Below are 18344 nucleotides of genomic sequence, written 5' to 3'. Positions count from 1 at the left end.
TAATTTTCCTCACATATCGGTGAGAATCCCTCGTTATGAACCGCGCGCCGCGCGATTTACGATCAGGTCATCTTTTGGCCACCGGCGCGTGCACATAACCAGCCGGTTTTTACACGAGTGCCCGCCATGGACCCGATAGAGCTCGCTCAACTCCTGTTTCTCGCCGCCGTGTGGGGCGGATCGTTCCTGTTTATCCGCATCGGCGTGGCCGATTTCGGCGTCGCGCCGTTGATGGCGTTGCGCGTCGGCATCGGCGCGCTGTTCCTGCTGCTCGTGCTGTTCCTGCGCCGTCCCGCGCGTGAGGCGGTCGGCACGCTGCGCGAGCGGGCCTGGCCGCTGTTTGTCGTCGGCATCCTCAACTCGGCCGCGCCGTTCTGTCTCTTCGCGTGGGCCGAGCTGACGCTCTCCGCGGGCGTGACATCGGTGATCAATGCGACGACCCCGTTGTGGGGCGCCGTCGTCGCGTATCTGTGGCTCAAGGACCGGCTGAGCGGGATGCGCATTGTCGGGCTCGTGATCGGCTTTGCCGGTGTGCTCGCGCTCGTTGGCGACCAGATCCTGACGCATGCGGGCGACGGGGCTTCGTCGTCCGCCACCGCGCTCGCTGCGATGGCGGCGCTCGGCGCGACGCTGCTCTACGGCATTGCAGCGAGCTATACGAAGCGCCATCTGACCGGCGCCGATCCGCTCACGGTCGCCGCCGGCACGATGATCGGCGCGACGATCGTGCTCGTACCGTTCGCCGTTGCGACCTGGCCGTCGACGCCCATCTCGCTGCACGCGTGGGGCGCCGTGCTCGGACTCGGCATCGCCTGTACGGGCATCGCCTATCTGCTGTTCTTCCGGCTGATCGCTGCCATCGGTCCCGCGCGCACGATTACCGTCACGTTCGTGATTCCGGTCTTCGGCATCTTGTGGGGCGCGCTCTTTCTCGGCGAACGTGTTTCGGCTGGCATGATCGGCGCGTGCGCAACGATTCTCGTCGGTACGGCGCTGGCAACGGGTTTTGTGAAGCGCCTGCCGGGTCTTCGCGCGCAGCAGGGCAGGGCCGGCGCGAAGCAGTGAGCCTTCGGCGTTCGGCGCCGCGTTTCGGCTTCGTCGCGCATGCATTTGATGCATGCGCGACGACTGCTTTATGAATTGCCTGAAGGCTCGTCGCTGTGAAGCACGTCACGCAGCCACGCAGGCCGGCGTCGCTTCGAGCATAGACGGCCAACATAGCTCGCGACTCCCGCGACTCCTGCGTGTCCAGCGAATTTCACGACAAAACCGGATGCCGCATATCCATGCGCGCTAATTCCCGAGTGAACGGATGCGCTTATTCATTCCGACGTGATAAAGCATGATTTGGCATTGCCGGTCAGATAGCGCTTGTCGGCTTTCTGTAATTTGAAGATATTTAAGTCGAACTGGCATATAAAAATATGACGGATTTAATTCTTCCGAATAATCTGCCGACAAGTGAGGCAACTAATACGTAGCAGGCGCTTCTGTGCCACGTAGCGAAAGCCTCCAGTCAGCGACGCAGATGCGATGACAGCCTAATGCCCACAATATTGTGCGGCGCAAAAGCGGCCGAGACACGATAGACGCACGATTATCAATAGAAGTCTAGACTGGCGCCATTCTTCGGCAATGGTGCGGTTGTGGTGTCGACGAATCAATACAGTGTTTTCGCTTAATGGCTTTGCCAACAAAGCAATGATATGGTTTTGGTTGAGTGGCCCTTATCGAGCCTGTGCCGAATACGCAACGATGAATCGCTATTCTCAAGGTTTATCCATCATTGCGGATCCGTTGGTTTTGGGTTCGCTGCGTGCGGGACCGGGGGATCGTCCGGCGCGCGGTGCAAGCCGGTTCAGGCTGATTTGACGCACGGCGGGTCGCTTCGCGGCCCCGGGCGACGACGGCTGCCGCAACTGCCCAGGCGCCAGGGCGGTTGCGCGACGCTCGCGCTCCGGCGGACTTCGCTCCGGCGTCGTTAGATTGACGTTCGCATCGGGACTTTCATGAAAGGAAAAAAATTGCCCTGGCAGGGCTACTGTGTGCGTGGGGTCCTTGCCGCGCTGCTCGGTCTTGGGTCCGCAGGCGCGCACGCGGATCGGTTCGGCGTCCAGTTCGGCGCGGGGATCGGTGACCACGACCTCAAGAAGCTCGATCTGGGTCTCGTCTGGGATCCCGGCTGGCAATGGTGGCATGTTGGCGGCTTTCATTTCACCGTGGTCGGCGAGGGCCACGTCGCGTACTGGCACGCGACTCCTTCCAATGCGTCGGCTCCAGGCGTCTGGGAGTTCGGAATCACGCCGATGTTCCGCATCATCAAAGACACAGGATGGATCCGTCCGTTCTTCGAGGCGGGTCCTGGGGTGCGTCTGCTGTCAACGGTCTATGTGGCGCCTGGCCGAACTGTGTCGACTGCCTTCCAGTTCTCCGAGACGTTTGGCGTCGGCGCGCAATTCGGCGAGCGCCAGAACTATCAGGCCGGTGTCCGCTTTCAGCACTTGTCGAATGCGGGCATCAAGAGGCCGAATCCGGGTATCAACTTCACCCAGATCTATCTGCAGTACAACTTCTAGCGTGATGCCTTTGAGCGGATCAAGAACGTTGAGCCGAAGGTAGCGGAGGACGGAACTGCCATTATTCAGAAACGGCTATCGCCGCTGATCGTCATGGGGTGCCGCGTGGCATGGACACGAGCATGTCGACGGATGCTTTCTTCGCCGAACCGCCATGAGGGTCGTCCGTGAATCGAACACGTTAAGCCATTGTCTACAGACCCAGCTTTCCGAGGCTTGTAGCTCAGACTGAGCCGCGCAGTTGTCCACTTCGATACCGCCAACATGCGTTGCTTGTGGGCATCGGCGAGCGCCGTCCGGGCATTCAGTCATTCGACGAATGTCCCCACACCTTCCTTGTAGCGCCCGCGTGCGATTTCTAGTGAGCGCTGAGCGTCATCAAGCAGGTCTCGCGAGATTGTCAGGTTGATTGCATCGGCTTGCAGCGCTTGATAACACCAACAGATTGCCTGGAGAATTGCGTCTTCCAACGCAAGTGGACGGTCGACAGGGTCGGACACACACGATGCGTTCCTCAACAAAGGTGCGGCAGGCGTGGCCGATGACGTATCACCGGTTCGGAAAATGTCGAACGCCTGAACCTGCACCTGCACCTGCGGTACAAGTGCGAGCATAGCGAATGACACCGTGCGGAGGATGCGACATTTCATTGTGACAATGACTCGGCTGCCGAGTGCGCGCAGTGCTCGATTGCAGCTCGCCCGGGCGTTTGCGGGGCTGGCCATTCAGGCCCGACACGGCCGGAATGGCCTCGAGCGTCTACGACGATGTGCCGTATCGACCCGCGATTGCCCCGGTCCGTCGGATTGGGGCTGATTTCCTGGCCCCCGGGGGGCTGGAAACACTGGCAGCATCAAGGCTTGCCCGTTCCCAATCAATCTGGTCATGCTCACGCAGCCGGCGAAGCATCGCCAGACACAGTTGCTCCCACGCGCCTGCGGCCTGCCAGTCCCGTAGCCGTTGCCAACATGTCATGCGCTGCCGAAACCCGGCTCCTTCGGCAGGTATTCCCACGGAATGCCTGTCTGCAAGACATACAGGATGCCATTCAAGGCTGCGCGGTCATCTACCGTTCGGCGTCGGCCTCCTTTGGGCGACGGTGTGAACAACGGAATCAGCGGCTCCAACGCCACCCATGACTCGTTACTGATTTTCTGTCTGGACATGCCGCCGGGTTAGGGCTTTCATAGCTTCGTGTCCAGGTTGTGTTAGCCACTCTTAATCGTGTGCGGCAGCGGAGATTGCTAGATATGCAACTTCTCCGCTGCACGCGCGAAATGAAGTCCTTCCGCAACTGTGAGAAAAGAACGAAGGTGCCGAATTTCCATGCCTCCCTTATTATTCTTGCTTCACTGGAATATCATCCGCAAACAGTCCTAATGCCTTGAAATCCAAAGCATATTTCCAGATAAGAGATTTTGTTATGCCCGGAATGAACGAATCCTCTATACCTTCCCCTTGTCGCTTCATCGCCTCCCTGAATCGATCGGACGGAATAGCAGATCCCGAGACCGCATTCTGAGGTTCCTGGATTGAATCAATAAGAGGTAAAAAGGAGTGCAACTTAAGACTGTCAGGAAATTGTTTCAGAGAAGACTCAAATGCGCCAATCCACTCGCCATACTGCTCCGTGCGCTTGATATCAAAACCAAAGGTTTGGAGCCAGTCCACAATTATATCAAGAGAAATACCATCATCATGGTGATTAACTAAATTGTACGTTATATATTCATTTGAGTTTTCAGTTGATAAATTAATAATGGCGTTCGAGATAAAATCAACCGGCAATCCATCATAATGCGGCCGCGGCGTATCGCCGCTTTTTTTATAAAAGGAGAGGGGGGCGGACTTGGCATTTATTATGCTGGAAAGTAAACGAGAAAACATATCAGGCACATTAATTTGCCCTCTGTAATCACGGTGAGCCAGAATCATGCTAGATCTAAAGACAGTCACGGGCAAACCGTAAAGCTCATGAGCCTCACGAAGCAGGACTTCTCCTGCCCATTTGCTTAGCGAATAACCATTTGCATATGAGTTATCAACACTCTGATACGCTAAGCTCTGCCTGATATCAGAATATTCATCCAATGCTGGATCGTTATCTGAAGGAGTGGCGACAGCAATACTGGACATAAAAGTGAAACGTTTAATTTTCGTATCAACGGCGAGACTTATAAGCTCTGCGGTGCCGACAACGTTGGCTTCAAACATATCCTTATACGGTAAAACATGATTAACCAAAGCTCCAACATGAAATACGGCATCAACTTCCTCAGCCAAATAACCCCAGTCATCTTCGGACAATCCAAGCTTGCTCTCCGCAATGTCTCCAGCCATAACATGCAAATATTTATTAGCAAGTGATTTATATTTTGAAGTCAGCGTACTATCGGCTGTTCCAAACGACTCTTCAAGACGTCTTCTGGCAGTCTCGTCGTCCTTGGCTCTAACAATGCATATTAATTCGCCCCCGGTTTTGCTCAATTCCTCCATTAGCCTCAAGCACAAAAACCTCCCAAGATATCCACTAGCACCTGTCAAAAGTATCTTTGTTTTTTCTCCAGCACTTTGGACTGTCGCGACACCATCTCTAAGTCTCTCGCCTAAAAATCTATCCAGCTTTAACTGGTTGGCATATACTACTGTTGGTGCTGCACCATGAATTAGGCTAAATCCTGGTCTAGCAGTCTTTCGATTGCGTTTGATGTCTATATATTTTGCGATATATGCCAAATCATAAGCGGGGCTAATTAAAACATCTATCGGCAGCCTTACATCAAATATATCTTCGATAGTAAGGGAAAAATGTACCGCCGACAAAGAATCGCCGCCGATTTCCCGGAAAGAGAGATCTGAAGAAATCTCCCCAGCATCCACCTCTCCAACCAGTCCTTGCGCAAGACGCATCAACGTATCAAGTACGCTCTGCTCTTCTCCCTTTTTATATATATCAAGCAATGCCTCCGCTTCTTTATTGAAGGAGTTTTCATAAAGACGAGTTAATGCATCGATATAGTGTGAGCGCAGCTTTGGCCAAATCGGCTTGCCGTGATCGGATAACAAACCATTCAAGCCAAAAGGAATTTTTTCTATCAAAAAATCTCTTGGGATTTCATAGTTTTTAAGGGCCGATTGTTTCGCTATTTCTCGCAAAGAATCTCGCATTAGTCTTTTGATGAAGGATTCTTTTTTATTATATTGTTTCAATACGTCTGAAGTGGGTACAATTACTGCCAGGGGAGACGACCATTCACTGTTCGCGTAAATAAAGATATCCTTAATCAGCGGGCTAGCCCCATAAATCGTTTCCAGATTAGCTGTAGCGATAAATTCACCTTGGGAAAGCTTGACGACGTTACGACGTCTATCCACAAAATAAAGATTCCCGTCACCGATCTCCTTAACTATGTCCCCAGTTATGTAATATCCCTCATCGTCAAATATTTCAGCATTTAGCTCAGGCCTTTTGTAGTAACCCGGTATTATTGACTCGGTTTTTAATAACAGCTCACCCCTTGGATATGGCTTGTCGGACGTCGAATATCCTAGCTCAGGAGCATCAATTATTTTATAATCAATTACTGGGGGTTTCATTAATTTATTATCGATCCAGACAACGCCGGCCTCAGTAGATCCGTAAATACTATGAAGCTCTATTCCCAGAACAGACTCAATGAAATCCGACAAATATTTGGAAAGCGGAGCAGATGCACATCCGGCCCAGGCAACCCGTCCGCCCAAGAGTTTAAATTTAAACTCTTTCATTAGATTATCTTCTACATCAATATCGTTTCTTTCGTGAGCTTTTATTTTAAGTAATTCGCTATTGTATCTCTGATAAATCAATTCACAGACGCGAGGTACCAACGATAGCTCAGTTGGTCGTATTAAAGAGATATCTTCAAAGAAGCTAGATAGGTTGCTCCTGGATGTAAAATAACTACACCCCCCTCTTGCAAGAGTATTCTTCAGCGATGAATGCCCAGCCACATGGCTCATTGGCATATAGTGAATGGTGATTGCAATTTCGTCCGAAAAGATTTTCGACCAGGAACCCCCCCACATGCCAGATGCTAATTTTTCTGTATACATAGCTCCCTTAGGGGAGCCAGTACTACCAGAAGTGTAAATAAGCATAGATAGCGGATCGTTATTTTCATCATCGGCCGGGAATGGTGCGGCAGGTACTCTTTCGCCAGCCCGAATGATCTCATTTAATGATTCAATGAAGATTTTTCTATCTGAATCAATCAATTCATCATTAATTTTTTTCAAAATGGTTGAATGTTCATCATCATTGTGATGATAATCAAAGACAACAATTTGACTAATTGAATTGGTCGATTTTGCGAGGGTTGCCGCAGTTTCTAAATATTCGATGCTAGCGGCAATTATTTTTGGGCTAGTCTCTTCAATTATTGATTTTAACTGTTCATGAGACGAATTCGCTTGCAAATGTATTGATACCGCGCCGAGGCGAATACAAGCGAGATCTATAGTAGCGTAGTCGCCACTAGTAAATGCAATTATTGCAACTCGATCTCCTTCCCTCAGAATAGAGTGGCTACTGCGATACCAATTATTTGCAATTGCCTCCGCTTTGGCCCACATCTGACCAAACGTAATTGTCCTGTAGCTATTTACCAGTTCTATGCGAACCTGACCAGTTTTTGTATCCGTGATGTATTTTTTTTCACGCTCTCCAATAGCAGGGAAGTTTGAATTCTTTTGCATTACTTGAGAAACAATTCGAGCTAGGCGCATATTCCAACCATTTAGATCATTGTTAAGACGGTTTACTTTATTCAGGAAGCTTCTTGGGCAGCCAGAATATCGCCAAAACCCCTAATGTCAGTATGATGCTTCCGCCTACCCCGAGGGCTATATGCATTCCATCGACAAATGTTTTTCTGGCTTCATCAATGACCTCTGCTGACTGCGCAGCTTTTATAAGAGTTTCATTAAATGTGCCGGCTATATCTGGGCCATATATCCTGAAATGAAAAGCAGCCACCGAACCTAGTATAGAAATACCAAGAGCATTTCCTATTTCATTGCTAGTCTCTGCCAAAGAGGCCGCAGCTCCAGCCCTTTCTTTGGGAACCGCAGAAACTGCTATCTCTGCAACCAAGCTAAAGGAAAGGCCATATCCAACCCCAGCAATCATAGTTGAAGCAATGAATACGGCAACACCGTTATCCGCGGTAGTCAAAAGCAACATAAGAACGCCAAGGCTTATTAGAATATGCGTCATAATAAGTGCGCTCTTCCTGCCAACTCTCTCGACAATTTCGTTGGTCCAAATGCAAGTCGCGGTCAGGACTAATGCTCCAGGTATGGCCAGGTATGCGGCGGTTAATACGTCATATCCGAGAACTGATTGTAGATATGTTGCCGTTAAATAGCCCGATGCCGCCCATACCACCAAGGACAATAACCCGGTACCTATCGCAATTGAAAAAATTCGATCTTTAAATAAAGAGAGTTCAAGCAAGGGGTACTTTATATATTTTTGGCGTCTTATGAACAAAAATAAAGTAACGAAGCCAAAAAGCCCGATGGCAGTCTGGCTCAGTGATATTCCTTCTGTGGCGCCATGTTTCAACGAATATATGAAAGACAAAATTCCAGCAAAAGAAAGTGCCAAACTCAATAGATCAATTTTCCCATAAGTTTCGTGCTTGACGTCTTTAAGCAGCCCCCAAGCTCCTAAAAGAAATAAAAAAATTACTGGTATATTAATTAAAAAAACCACGCCCCAATCATACCTGCTCAGTAAAGTACCCCCGATAATTGGGCCAATAGCGAACCCTCCGGCAAATGTGGCCGCAAAAATTCCTATTGCCTGTGCACGTTGTCGAGGATTCAAAAATAGATTACTTACAATAGCAAGCCCGGAGGGTAATAGTGTTGCGCCACCGAGCCCCATAATCGCCCGTGACATGATTAGCATTTCCGCCGATGTTGAATATGCCGCAAAAGCTGAACCCAGTCCAAATGTTAAAGACCCTGCGACTAGCAACTTGAGTCTGCCGTAACGATCTCCGATATTTCCGAAAGCCACCAATAGCGATCCCACAATAAATCCGTATATATCTAATATCCATAATGCCTGGTCGGCTGTTGGTTGTAGGGATGCTGTAACTTTCGGCATTGCCAGGTACAGCACAGAGCCATCCATGGCAACCAGCAAAACCAGGCTTAAAACGACCGTGAGCCCAAGCCAGGCTCTACTATCTGCTTTATGCTCTGATGATATTATCTGATTCATGCTTCGTCCTTTTTGTTAATTGTTGAAAAATTCAGGCAAGCATAAAAAGATTTTTATTTTTATTTGAAAAAATTTCGACAAGCCTTTTTTCGAGAATATCAACTCCATGTTGAGTCAAGATGGATTCAGGATGAAATTGCATTGATGAAAAAGCTTCACCTCTTAAGGCGTATACCTCATTTGTGATTTCATCCCTGGATATTTCAATTACGCCCAGCTGATCCGTCGAATACTTATTCGTTGTGGATATTCCAGTATAGGAGTTATAAAATCCCACGCGCTCTTTATCGCCAAACAGGTCAATCTCTTTCTGAAGTCCTTGATTTGGCGATTCTTTTAGGGGAATATTGATCCCCAGATACGAGCAAAGTATCTGGTGGCTCAGGCAAATAGCCAAAAATGGAATTCCTTCGAAAATAGCATTTTCTATTGTCTTCCCAATATTGATAATTCGAATGTCATTTGCATTCTCTGGATTTCCTGGTCCCGGACCAAGTACAATCACATCAAAATTTTTAACACTGTAGTGTTCGTCATATTTAGCCACCACAACATTCAGCCCAAGTGCTCGAAGAACGTGGAATAGCATGGATGTAAACGTATCCTCTGCATCGACTATTAATGTTTTTAACCCTTGAAGCGAGCTAACATATCCGTGCTTTTGCTTGAATTCTTTTTGCCAGAAATTTGATATAAAACTGTTACGTGACTTTAGTGAGTTCTGGACCTCTGGTAGTTCGTGAAAATTAATCCTGTTGAAGGTGGGGCTGTTTGGGTTCTTTTCGCTCTGTGCTTGTTCTATTGCGGACAATAATCCTGCGGCCTTTGTTGTGGTTTCAAAAGCTTCCGTTATTGGATTGGAGTTTCTAATCAGGGTTGATCCGACGCTTATCTTAAGCTCGCCGGAAGTTTTGATTTGCGCCGTTCTAATTAATATTGATGAATCGATGTAATCAAGTCCATCTTTGTCCGAGCCGAATAGAGAAATTACGCCTCCATAATATCCTCTTCCATTTGGCTCGTATTTTTTTATTACACGAAAGGCGTTTTCCAGGGGGCTGCCTGTAATAGTGGGGGCGAAAAGTGTTTCTTTAATTATTTTTTGTGGGCTCAGAAAGGTTGTCCCCTCGATGAGATATTCCGTATGGGCTAATTTTGTCATTTCTTTTATATACGGACCCGTGAGAGTCGGTTCAGCGTCACATATTCGAGACATCATCTTCAACTCTTCATCTACTACCATGTAAAGTTCTTCTACTTCCTTATTGTCCTCCAGAAAGTCCATCAGCCCTCTAACTGTGGGGCCGGTTTTCGGATAACGGTATGTCCCACTGATGGGGTTCATCGTTATCTTCCTTTCTGACAGGCTTACATGCCGTTCTGGGGTTGCTCCTATTAGAGTCATGTCGCCGGTATAGACGATAAAAATCCAATATGCTCCCACCTCCCGCTCCAGTACATTCCTGAAAATCGAGAGGGCTTTTTGAATGTTGTAGTCACCAATTTTTGATATGTAGGATCTTTTTAATACAAAATTGGCGCCAGCGCCTTTCCTGATTTCCTCGGTAATAATCGATCTGGCTATCTCCCCATATTCATCATCGTCTATGTCGTAGTGTCCTTCGGCTAACGTAATGGGGATGCTGTTAATATATTCAACGAGAGATTTCTTAGGTAGCTTTGTTTGAGTTTTGATTTCCATGACAACAAGAGGTGTATGATCATCAACAAAGTCAAATCCTCTCTCCTTGATTTGTTTATACGGAATTAGTGCGAGAGTGGAGTAGGAATTGTCTCCGGTTTTGTTGCGTTTTCTGTTAATTGTAATTTCACTAATCTCTTCGACGATTTTTACGTCGCAGGTGAATACATCCACTGATTCATCGGGGGAGCTTTCTGGTCGATATATAATGGCAAATGGTTCTGGGCAATGGGAAAAAATTGATGCTAATTCGTTAACGTTAATAGTGGCAGACGAATTTATCGTGCTCATGACAAAATCTCCTGAGTAGGAATCACGACGGCGCAACGTTCTGCGGCATATTCCATTGTCAGTCGATGATGGCTATGGGAGAAATCGGCAATAGCATCCCCTACCACAAATGTTTCAAGATCGTTGGTAAAGGATTCCACTGCCGTTGCCAAGACTCCAACATGGGCGTACACGCCAGTTATCAAGAGTTGATCTCTTTTGTTTTCTTTTATTTTTTCGAGTAAATTTGAGCGATGAAATGCGCTATAGCGCCATTTCTCGAATTGCCAATCTCCTGATGTTGGCGAGATTTCATCAATAACCTCTCGATCTTCTGCGGCTATCTTCATGCCCGCGCCCCAGAAATCTTTTAATAATCCACGCTGCTCCTCGTTCATGCCTCCGGGCTGAGCAGAGTAGGCGACGGGTATATTGTTTTCGATGCACCAATTTTTTATTAAATAAATGTTCCTGATCAATTTAATTTTAATTTCATCATCAAATGATCGAATAAAATATTTTTGCATGTCGTGTATCAAAAAGACGGCCCTATTGGTATCTACTTTCCATTTCGCTATGTTTGACGGGAACTCAGCGAGCTCAGGTAGCTTATAAGTGATGACACTAGGGATATTTGCCATTGCACTCTCCTGGAGAATGGTTTGGTTAAGATATCGCGCATCGTTAAAAATTTTTAACGATGCGACGGCGTGTCCAAAAATTGCGGATTTGCACGGCTAAACACAACGCATGATGTTTTTCATGTGTGATGCACGCATTGCGGGAACGAAAGAATTTCAAAATTCGGACTGGCCCGATCACACCGACCACCGATGAATCGGATAGGGCATCCTCAGCCTTGCCGACGAAGCGTCACTCGAAGTGCCGCACTGCGCGCCATTTCAGCGCCGAACGTGCGCCCACCCCCACACCACCCATTTCCTGCACCCGCTAAACTGTCGAGCATTGATGCGGTGCACCACGTGCACCGCATCGCCGGCATTTCTTACACGCGATGCGCCGGCGTCGCAGACAGACGAGTGAGGACGACACATGGCTATCGAATCGGTGGGGATTGTGGGCGCGGGCACGATGGGCAACGGCATCGCGCAGGCGGTGGCGGTCGCGGGCCTGAAGGCGGTGATGATCGACGTGACCGACGCGGCGCTCGCAAAAGGCGTGGCGACGCTCACGCATAGCCTCGAGCGGCTCGTTTCGAAGGGCAAGCTCGCCGCGGACGTGCGCGACGCGGCGCTCACGCACATCGAGACTTCCACCGATTACCAGCGTCTCGCGGGTGTGGATCTCGTGATCGAGGCCGCCACCGAAAACGCCGAACTCAAGACGCGCATTCTCAAGCAGATCGAAGCCGCTGCGCGGCCGGATGCGATCATCGCGTCGAACACGTCGTCGATTTCGATCACGGCGCTCGCGACGACGCTAGCCGATCCATCGCGCTTTATCGGCATGCATTTTTTCAATCCGGTGCCGATGATGCCGCTGGTGGAAGTGATCCGCGGTCTGCAGACGCGCGCGCAGATCGCGCAGGACGTGCATGAACTCGCGAAGCGGCTCGACAAGACGCCGATCGACGTGAAGAATTCGCCGGGCTTCGTCGTGAACCGCATTCTCGTGCCGATGATCAACGAAGCATTCTTCGTGCTCGCGGAAGGCACGGCGAGCGCCGAGGAGATCGACGCCGGGATGAAGCTCGGCGCCAATCATCCGATTGGGCCGCTCGCGCTGGCGGACCTGATCGGCCTCGACGTGTGCCTCTCCGTGATGGACGTGTTCCTGAAAGACTTCGGGGACTCGAAGTATCGTGCCTGTCCGCTGCTGCGCGAGAAGGTCGCGGCGGGCCAGCTTGGCCGCAAGACCGGGCAAGGTGTGTATCGCTACGACAAGTGATCGCGCAGTGATCGCGCGGTGATCGCGCCAAGCCGCTTCAGGTGCGCACGCCCACGCGGTACTGCGTGACCTGACGATACGTGGCGCCGGGCCGTAACACTACGGCGTCGCGCTCGGGGGCTTCCATGTTGATCTGGTTCGGGAAGCCACCCGCTTCAAGGCACAGGCCCGCATGGCGCACGTACGTCGCGCCATGGCGGCCCGGCATGCCGTCAAGATAGTTCCCCGTATAGCACTGCAGGCCGCACTGGTCGGTCGCGACGCTCAGTTCGCGCCCGCTGCCCGGATCGTAGACGCACGCAACGCTGCGCACCGCCTGCGCTGTGCCCGCCGTGCCAGGTTCGGCAACGGGTTCGCGCAGTACGTAGCAATGATCGAAGCCGCGGGTGCGCGCGAGCTGCGCGTTCGGCCAGTCGAGCCGCGCGCCCAGCGGCGCGCCGTGCCGGAAATCGAAGGCGCTGCCCGACACGTCGGCGATGCCGACCGGGATCAACTGCGGGTCGACTTCGAAAAACGCATCGGCGTCGATCGTGAGAACGTGTCCGCGAATGTCCGAGCCGGGTTCGCCGGTGAGATTGAAGTACGGATGACTCGTGAGATTGAGCGGTGTCGGCGCGTCGCTCACGGCTTCGTAGTCGATCGTGAGCGTGCCTTCGTCGTCGAGCGTATAGCGCACCTGCACGCTCACGTTGCCGGGAAATCCGGCGTCGCCTTCTGGCGAGTCGAGCCGCAGCACCAGCGCGCCGCGATCGTCTTCGACCTGCCACATCGCTCGATGAAAGCCGTTCGCGCCGCCGTGCAGCAAATTGCCGTTCTCGTTGCGGTCGAGCGTGTATTCGATGCCGTCGAGCGTGAAGTGCGCGCCGCCGATGCGATTCGCCCAGCGCCCGACGAGGCCGCCCATGTAGGTGCTCGCTGCGTAGTATTGGGCGGGCGTGTCGTGGCCGAGCAGGATATCGGCGAGGCGCCCGGCGCGGTCGGGCGCGAGCCACGAGACGAGCGTCGCGCCGAGGTCGCTGATCGTCAGCTTCATGCCCTGCGCGTTGCGCAGCGTGTAGAGCCGGACGGGATCGCCGCCGGGCAGGGTGCCCCAGGGTTCGGCAGGCAGATGGGCGAAGCTGTTCATGGGGCTGGAGTCGGAGAGATTCATTGGCGGCCGTGGCCGGAGTCCGGACGCGCGGACGTTGGGGAACGCGTCGCTTCAAGCGCAACGCTGTCCTGATACTCGCGCGGCGTGCAACCGAGTTCGCGTTTGAACACGGCGTACATGTACTGAAGCGAAGTGAATCCGCAGCGAATGGCGACCTCGGCGCTTGCCGCGTCGCGCGATGCGAGCATCGCCTTTGCGGCGTCGAGCTTGTGACGCAGGATTTCCTGGTGCACGGTGCACTGGCGTTCGCGCCGGAAATATTCTTCAAGCGACGATCGCGAGATGCCGACGTAATCCGCGACCTGTTCGGTCTTGATGCCCTGGCATGCGTATTGCCGGATGAAGTGCCGTGCGCGCATCACGTACGGGCTTGAGAGCGGTTCGTGTTTCGTCGATTCGAGCACGTTGATGCCGACCGGCGGAACCAGAATGCGCCGCCCCGGAAATCGCGCGCCGCGCAACATCTGGTGCAGCAGGTGCGCCGCCGTCTTGCCCATTTCCTCGGTGCCCTGGATTACCGACGACAGCGGAATGCGTGTGAGCGTGCGCGTGAGCGGGTCGTTGTCGATGCCGATGATCGCGACCTGTTCCGGCACCGCGATGCCGTGGATCAGGCACGCCTGCAGCAGATGCCGCGCGCGCGCGTCGGTGACGGCGATCACGCCGACCGGCTTGGGCAAACTGTGCAGCCATTCGCTCAACTGCTCGATGGCCTGGTTCCAGGCCGGCGCGCTCGTTGCGAGCCCGCGGTAGACGGGCGCGGCGACGCCTTCGTCCTGTGCGAGCTTCTGGAAGGCGAGTTCGCGCTCCTGCGCCCAGCGGTTCTCCTGCGCGACCGGCAGGCTGTACATCGCGAGATGCGGCAGTCCGGCGCCGATCAGATGCGTCCACGCGAGCGAGACGAGCTTGGCGTTGTCCGTGGCGATATACGGCAGCTCGGGCGGGTAGTGCGCGGGGTCCTCGAACGAGGAGCCGACCGCGACCACCGGCAGGCGGCAGCCGATCAGCGCCTCGGCCACGGCGGGGTCGTCGAAGTCGGCGATGATGCCGTCGCCGTCGAAGCGCTCGATGCCCGCGAGGCGGCAGCGGAAGTCCTCTTCGAGAAACAGGTCCCACGCAACGCGCGTCGAACGCAGGTAATGGCCGATCCCCGCAATGATCTCGCGGTCGTAGACCTTGTTCGCGTTGAAGAGCAGCGCGATGCGGTGCGGCGTCTGGGAAGCGGGGGCGCGGTTCATGGCATGTCGGGCGCGACATCGCGGCGGGCCGTGGCCGGCGGGCGCGGGGCTGTCGACGCCATCGTCTCCTTGTTCCTTGTCGGTCGCCGCGCACGTGCTGCCTGCGCGGCGCTGTTTCGGCTCTGGCTTCGGCTCGGGTTTTGTATCGGGTTTCGCTTCGGGTTTTGCTTATTAAGCGTGCGGTTATTTTAGGCCGACATTTTGCGGTGCGTGGGCGGCACGCGTGCGGTTGGCAGGAAACGTTATCGGGCTCCCGCAATTTCGCAATTGCCCCGCGTCGCGCGGCGCGGGCAGTATGGCTCTCACACAGCCGGGCGCGTGCCGTTGCGCCGCAACATGAGAGGAGTCGCCATGCAGTATTTCGAACATATTCCCGCGATCCGCTACGAGGGCCCGCAGTCGGACAATCCGCTCGCTTTCCACCATTACGACCGCTCGAGGAAAATCCTCGGCAAAACCCTTGAAGAGCATTTGCGTGTCGCCGTGTGCTATTGGCACACGTTCGTGTGGCCCGGCGTCGATATTTTCGGGCAGGGCACGTTTCATCGTCCGTGGCAGCAGCCGGGCGACGCCATGGAGCGCGCGCGCCAGAAGGCCGATGCCGCATTCGAGTTTTTCTCCAAGCTCGGCGCGCCGTTCTATACGTTCCATGACACCGATGTCGCGCCCGAGGGCAAGGACCTGAAGGACTACACCGAGAATTTCGCGCGCATGGTCGACTACATCGGCGAGCGTCAGCAGGCGAGCGGTGTGAAGCTGTTGTGGGGCACCGCGAATCTCTTTTCGAACCCGCGTTATGCGGGCGGTGCGGCGACCAGTCCGAACCCCGAAGTGTTCGCCTACGCCGCGACGCAGGTGTGCCACGCGCTCGATGCCACGCACAAGCTCGGCGGCGAGAACTATGTGCTGTGGGGCGGCCGCGAAGGCTACGACACGCTGCTCAACACCGACCTCACGCGCGAGCGCGAGCAGTTCGCGCGCTTCCTTTCGATGGTGGTCGAGCACAAGCACCGTACCGGTTTCAAGGGCACGCTGCTGATCGAGCCGAAGCCGCAGGAGCCCACCAAGCATCAATACGATTACGACGTCGCGACGGTCTACGGCTTTCTCGCGCAATACGGCCTGCAAAACGAAATCCGCGTCAATATCGAGGCCAATCACGCGACGCTCGCGGGCCACTCGTTCCATCACGAAATCGCCATGGCCTTCGCGCTCGGCGTGTTCGGCAGCGTGGACGCGAACCGCGGCGATCAGCAAAACGGCTGGGACACGGACCAGTTTCCGAATAGCGTCGAGGAACTCACGCTCGCGTTTTACGAAATCCTGCGTCATGGCGGATTCTCGACCGGCGGCATGAATTTCGACGCGAAGGTGCGCCGCCAGAGCAGCGACGCCGAAGATCTCTTCTATGGCCACGTCGGCGCCATGGATGTCCTCGCAATCGCGCTGGAGCGCGCCGCGGTGCTCGTCGAACACGACCGTCTCGAACAGTTTCGCAAGCAACGTTACGCGGGCTGGGATACGGAGTTCGGCCGCAAGATCCTCACGGGCGGCTATTCGCTGTCTTCGCTCGCCGCCGATGCCACCGCGCACGGCATGAACCCGCAGCACGCGAGCGGCCAGCAGGAACGGCTCGAAAACATCGTCAATCAGGCGATTTACGGGCTGCGCTAGCCGCTGGCGAGACCGGCAAGGATAGACACATGTTCATCGGTATCGATCTCGGGACATCGGGCGTGAAGGCCGTGCTGCTGGACCGCGCGGGCGACGTGCTCGGCAGCGCGAGCGCGCCGCTCGCGGCAAGCCGGCCGCAGCCGCGCTGGTCCGAGCAGGCGCCGCAGGATTGGTGGCGCGCCACGCAGACAGCGCTGCGCGCGTTGCTCGACCAGGCTGCGGCTGCGGGCGTCGAGCCTGCGCGAATCGAGGCACTCGGCCTGACCGGCCAGATGCATGGTGCGACGCTGCTCGATGCAGGCGGTGAAGTGCTGCGTCCCGCGATCCTGTGGAACGATGGCCGTTCCGACGTCGAATGTGTCGAACTGGAACGCGCGATGCCGGAACTGCATGCCATCGCGGGAAATCTGGCGATGCCGGGTTTTACCGCGCCCAAGCTGCTGTGGGTGCGCAAGCATGAACCGGAGGTATTCGCGCGCATCGCGCAGGTTCTGTTGCCGAAGGATTATCTGCGTTATCTGCTCACCGGCGCATTCGCGACGGATGCATCGGACGCTTCCGGCACGCTGTGGCTCGACATCGCGAAACGCGACTACAACGATGCGTTGCTCGCTGCGTGCGGGCTTGCGCGCGAGCAGATGCCTGCGGTCTTCGAGGGCAACCGGATCACCGGTACGCTGCGTCCGGAACTGGCGCGCGAATTCGGGCTGCGCGAGATTCCCGTGGTCGCGGGCGGCGGCGACAATGCGGCGGGCGCGGTCGGCGTCGGCATTGTGCGTCCCGGCGATGCGATGTTGTCGCTCGGCACATCCGGCGTCTATTTCGCGGTATCGGACGGTTTTCGCGCGAATCCCGAGTCGGCTGTCCACAGCTTCTGCCATGCGCTGCCGCAAACGTGGCATCTGATGTCGGTGATGCTCAATGCCGCCAGTTGCATCGATTTCACGGCGCAATGCACCGGTTATGAGAGCGTGGCGGCTCTGCTCGCCGATGCAGAAGCGCAGTCGAACGCGCAAACCGATGCGCGCCGTCCCTGGTTTCTCCCTTATCTGAGCGGCGAGCGCACGCCGCATAACAACGTCAACGCGAAGGGCGTTTTTTACGGCATGACGGCGCAGACCACGCGCGCCGATCTCGCGAATGCAACCCTCGAAGGCGTGGGCTTCGCGCTGCTCGACGGCATGGATGCGTTGCACGCCGCGGGACTCGTGCCCGATTCGATCACGGTGATCGGTGGCGGTTCGCGCAGTGCCTGGTGGACGCAGATGCTCGCCGATATCAGCGGCCGCGCACTGACGCTGCGCGCGGGCGGCGAGGTGGGTCCAGCGCTCGGCGCGGCACGCCTCGCGCACCTTGCGCTGGAGCCGGACGCGCCGCTGGAATCGGTGTGTCCGCAACCGCCTGCGCTGGCCGTGCGCGAACCGGACGCTGCGCGCCACGCCTGGTATCGTGAGGCGCGCAGACCGACGTTTCGCGCGCTCTATCGCGCGCTCGAACCTGTTTTTGCAACCGGAGCCTGACTGGGGCGCCGGGGAAGCAGAAAGCTGCCCGG

At 54.5% G+C, this 18344-nt stretch carries 12 protein-coding genes and 2 pseudogenes; 5 read left to right on the top strand and 9 right to left on the bottom strand.

Going from position 1 to position 18344, the window contains the following annotated elements; all coding sequences use genetic code 11:
* Positions 1 to 126 precede the first annotated feature (126 nt).
* Both Q0L30_RS21525 and Q0L30_RS21520 read left to right on the top strand, forming a co-directional pair.
* Positions 127 to 1065: a DMT family transporter gene (locus Q0L30_RS21525; RefSeq protein WP_296660943.1), complete on the top strand. Its 939-nt coding sequence runs from the start codon at positions 127 to 129 to the stop codon at positions 1063 to 1065.
* 944 nt (positions 1066 to 2009) lie between these two features.
* Positions 2010 to 2576, top strand: coding sequence for an acyloxyacyl hydrolase (locus tag Q0L30_RS21520; RefSeq protein WP_296660940.1), 567 nt, complete (start codon positions 2010 to 2012; stop codon positions 2574 to 2576).
* Between the two features lie 308 nt (positions 2577 to 2884).
* Here the strand turns inward: Q0L30_RS21520 and Q0L30_RS21515 are convergent, their stop codons facing one another.
* From Q0L30_RS21515 to Q0L30_RS21485, 7 genes and pseudogenes are all read right to left on the bottom strand, one after another.
* Positions 2885 to 3190, bottom strand: a complete 306-nt coding sequence (locus Q0L30_RS21515; RefSeq protein ID WP_296661784.1) for a hypothetical protein — start codon at positions 3188 to 3190, stop codon at positions 2885 to 2887.
* Positions 3191 to 3263: 73 nt separating this feature from the next.
* Positions 3264 to 3742 (bottom strand): annotated as a pseudogene (locus Q0L30_RS21510) (IS5 family transposase); the annotation flags it as partial.
* A gap of 81 nt (positions 3743 to 3823) precedes the next feature.
* Positions 3824 to 3904, bottom strand: a pseudogene (locus Q0L30_RS21505) (LysR family transcriptional regulator); the annotation flags it as partial.
* A 10-nt stretch (positions 3905 to 3914) separates the two neighbouring features.
* Complete coding sequence (car, locus tag Q0L30_RS21500; RefSeq protein ID WP_296661774.1) at positions 3915 to 7388, bottom strand: carboxylic acid reductase; 3474 nt, start codon at positions 7386 to 7388, stop codon at positions 3915 to 3917.
* Positions 7381 to 8850: an MFS transporter gene (locus tag Q0L30_RS21495; RefSeq protein ID WP_296660937.1), complete on the bottom strand. Its 1470-nt coding sequence runs from the start codon at positions 8848 to 8850 to the stop codon at positions 7381 to 7383. Before Q0L30_RS21495 ends, car begins: the two co-directional genes overlap by 8 nt.
* Positions 8851 to 8881: 31 nt before the next feature.
* On the bottom strand, positions 8882 to 10843 hold the full coding sequence (locus Q0L30_RS21490; protein WP_296660915.1) for an anthranilate synthase family protein: 1962 nt from the start codon (positions 10841 to 10843) through the stop codon (positions 8882 to 8884).
* Positions 10840 to 11463: an isochorismatase family protein gene (locus tag Q0L30_RS21485; RefSeq protein WP_296660912.1), complete on the bottom strand. Its 624-nt coding sequence runs from the start codon at positions 11461 to 11463 to the stop codon at positions 10840 to 10842. Before Q0L30_RS21485 ends, Q0L30_RS21490 begins: the two co-directional genes overlap by 4 nt.
* A 412-nt stretch (positions 11464 to 11875) precedes the next feature.
* On the opposite strand from Q0L30_RS21485, the gene Q0L30_RS21480 reads away from it, so the two are divergent.
* Positions 11876 to 12730, top strand: a complete 855-nt coding sequence (locus tag Q0L30_RS21480; RefSeq protein ID WP_293042496.1) for a 3-hydroxybutyryl-CoA dehydrogenase — start codon at positions 11876 to 11878, stop codon at positions 12728 to 12730.
* A gap of 37 nt (positions 12731 to 12767) precedes the next feature.
* On the opposite strand, the gene Q0L30_RS21475 is transcribed toward Q0L30_RS21480, so the two are convergent.
* Positions 12768 to 13856: an aldose epimerase family protein gene (locus Q0L30_RS21475; RefSeq protein ID WP_296660908.1), complete on the bottom strand. Its 1089-nt coding sequence runs from the start codon at positions 13854 to 13856 to the stop codon at positions 12768 to 12770.
* A gap of 20 nt (positions 13857 to 13876) precedes the next feature.
* Entirely contained in the window at positions 13877 to 15118 is a 1242-nt protein-coding gene (locus tag Q0L30_RS21470; protein WP_296660905.1) for a DNA-binding transcriptional regulator, read from the bottom strand.
* 351 nt (positions 15119 to 15469) lie between these two features.
* Here Q0L30_RS21470 and xylA point away from each other — a divergent pair, with 351 nt between their 5' ends.
* Together xylA and xylB are read left to right on the top strand one after the other, a co-directional pair.
* Complete coding sequence (xylA, locus tag Q0L30_RS21465; RefSeq protein WP_296660902.1) at positions 15470 to 16792, top strand: xylose isomerase; 1323 nt, start codon at positions 15470 to 15472, stop codon at positions 16790 to 16792.
* Positions 16793 to 16821: 29 nt separating this feature from the next.
* Positions 16822 to 18312, top strand: a complete 1491-nt coding sequence (gene xylB / locus Q0L30_RS21460; RefSeq protein ID WP_296660901.1) for a xylulokinase — start codon at positions 16822 to 16824, stop codon at positions 18310 to 18312.
* Positions 18313 to 18344: the final 32 nt, after the last annotated feature.

Origin of the sequence: Paraburkholderia sp. (assembly GCF_024281035.1) — a bacterium.
Taxonomy (GTDB): domain Bacteria; phylum Pseudomonadota; class Gammaproteobacteria; order Burkholderiales; family Burkholderiaceae; genus Paraburkholderia.
The sequence above is the reverse complement of the archived record's forward strand: the minus strand, read 5'-3'. Positions and strand labels throughout refer to the sequence as shown.

Bases quoted from the DNA above. Each gene is read 5' to 3' on its own strand.
- Q0L30_RS21470 (WP_296660905.1), bottom strand. From the start codon at position 15,118: ATGAACCGCGCCCCCGCTTCCCAGACGCCGCACCGCATCGCGCTGCTC.
- xylB (WP_296660901.1), top strand. From the start codon at position 16,822: ATGTTCATCGGTATCGATCTCGGGACATCGGGCGTGAAGGCCGTGCTG.
- Q0L30_RS21495 (WP_296660937.1), bottom strand. From the start codon at position 8,850: ATGAATCAGATAATATCATCAGAGCATAAAGCAGATAGTAGAGCCTGG.
- Q0L30_RS21490 (WP_296660915.1), bottom strand. From the start codon at position 10,843: ATGAGCACGATAAATTCGTCTGCCACTATTAACGTTAACGAATTAGCA.
- Q0L30_RS21475 (WP_296660908.1), bottom strand. From the start codon at position 13,856: ATGAACAGCTTCGCCCATCTGCCTGCCGAACCCTGGGGCACCCTGCCC.
- Q0L30_RS21520 (WP_296660940.1), top strand. From the start codon at position 2,010: ATGAAAGGAAAAAAATTGCCCTGGCAGGGCTACTGTGTGCGTGGGGTC.
- Q0L30_RS21515 (WP_296661784.1), bottom strand. From the start codon at position 3,190: ATGCTCGCACTTGTACCGCAGGTGCAGGTGCAGGTTCAGGCGTTCGAC.
- Q0L30_RS21480 (WP_293042496.1), top strand. From the start codon at position 11,876: ATGGCTATCGAATCGGTGGGGATTGTGGGCGCGGGCACGATGGGCAAC.
- Q0L30_RS21525 (WP_296660943.1), top strand. From the start codon at position 127: ATGGACCCGATAGAGCTCGCTCAACTCCTGTTTCTCGCCGCCGTGTGG.
- xylA (WP_296660902.1), top strand. From the start codon at position 15,470: ATGCAGTATTTCGAACATATTCCCGCGATCCGCTACGAGGGCCCGCAG.
- Q0L30_RS21485 (WP_296660912.1), bottom strand. From the start codon at position 11,463: ATGGCAAATATCCCTAGTGTCATCACTTATAAGCTACCTGAGCTCGCT.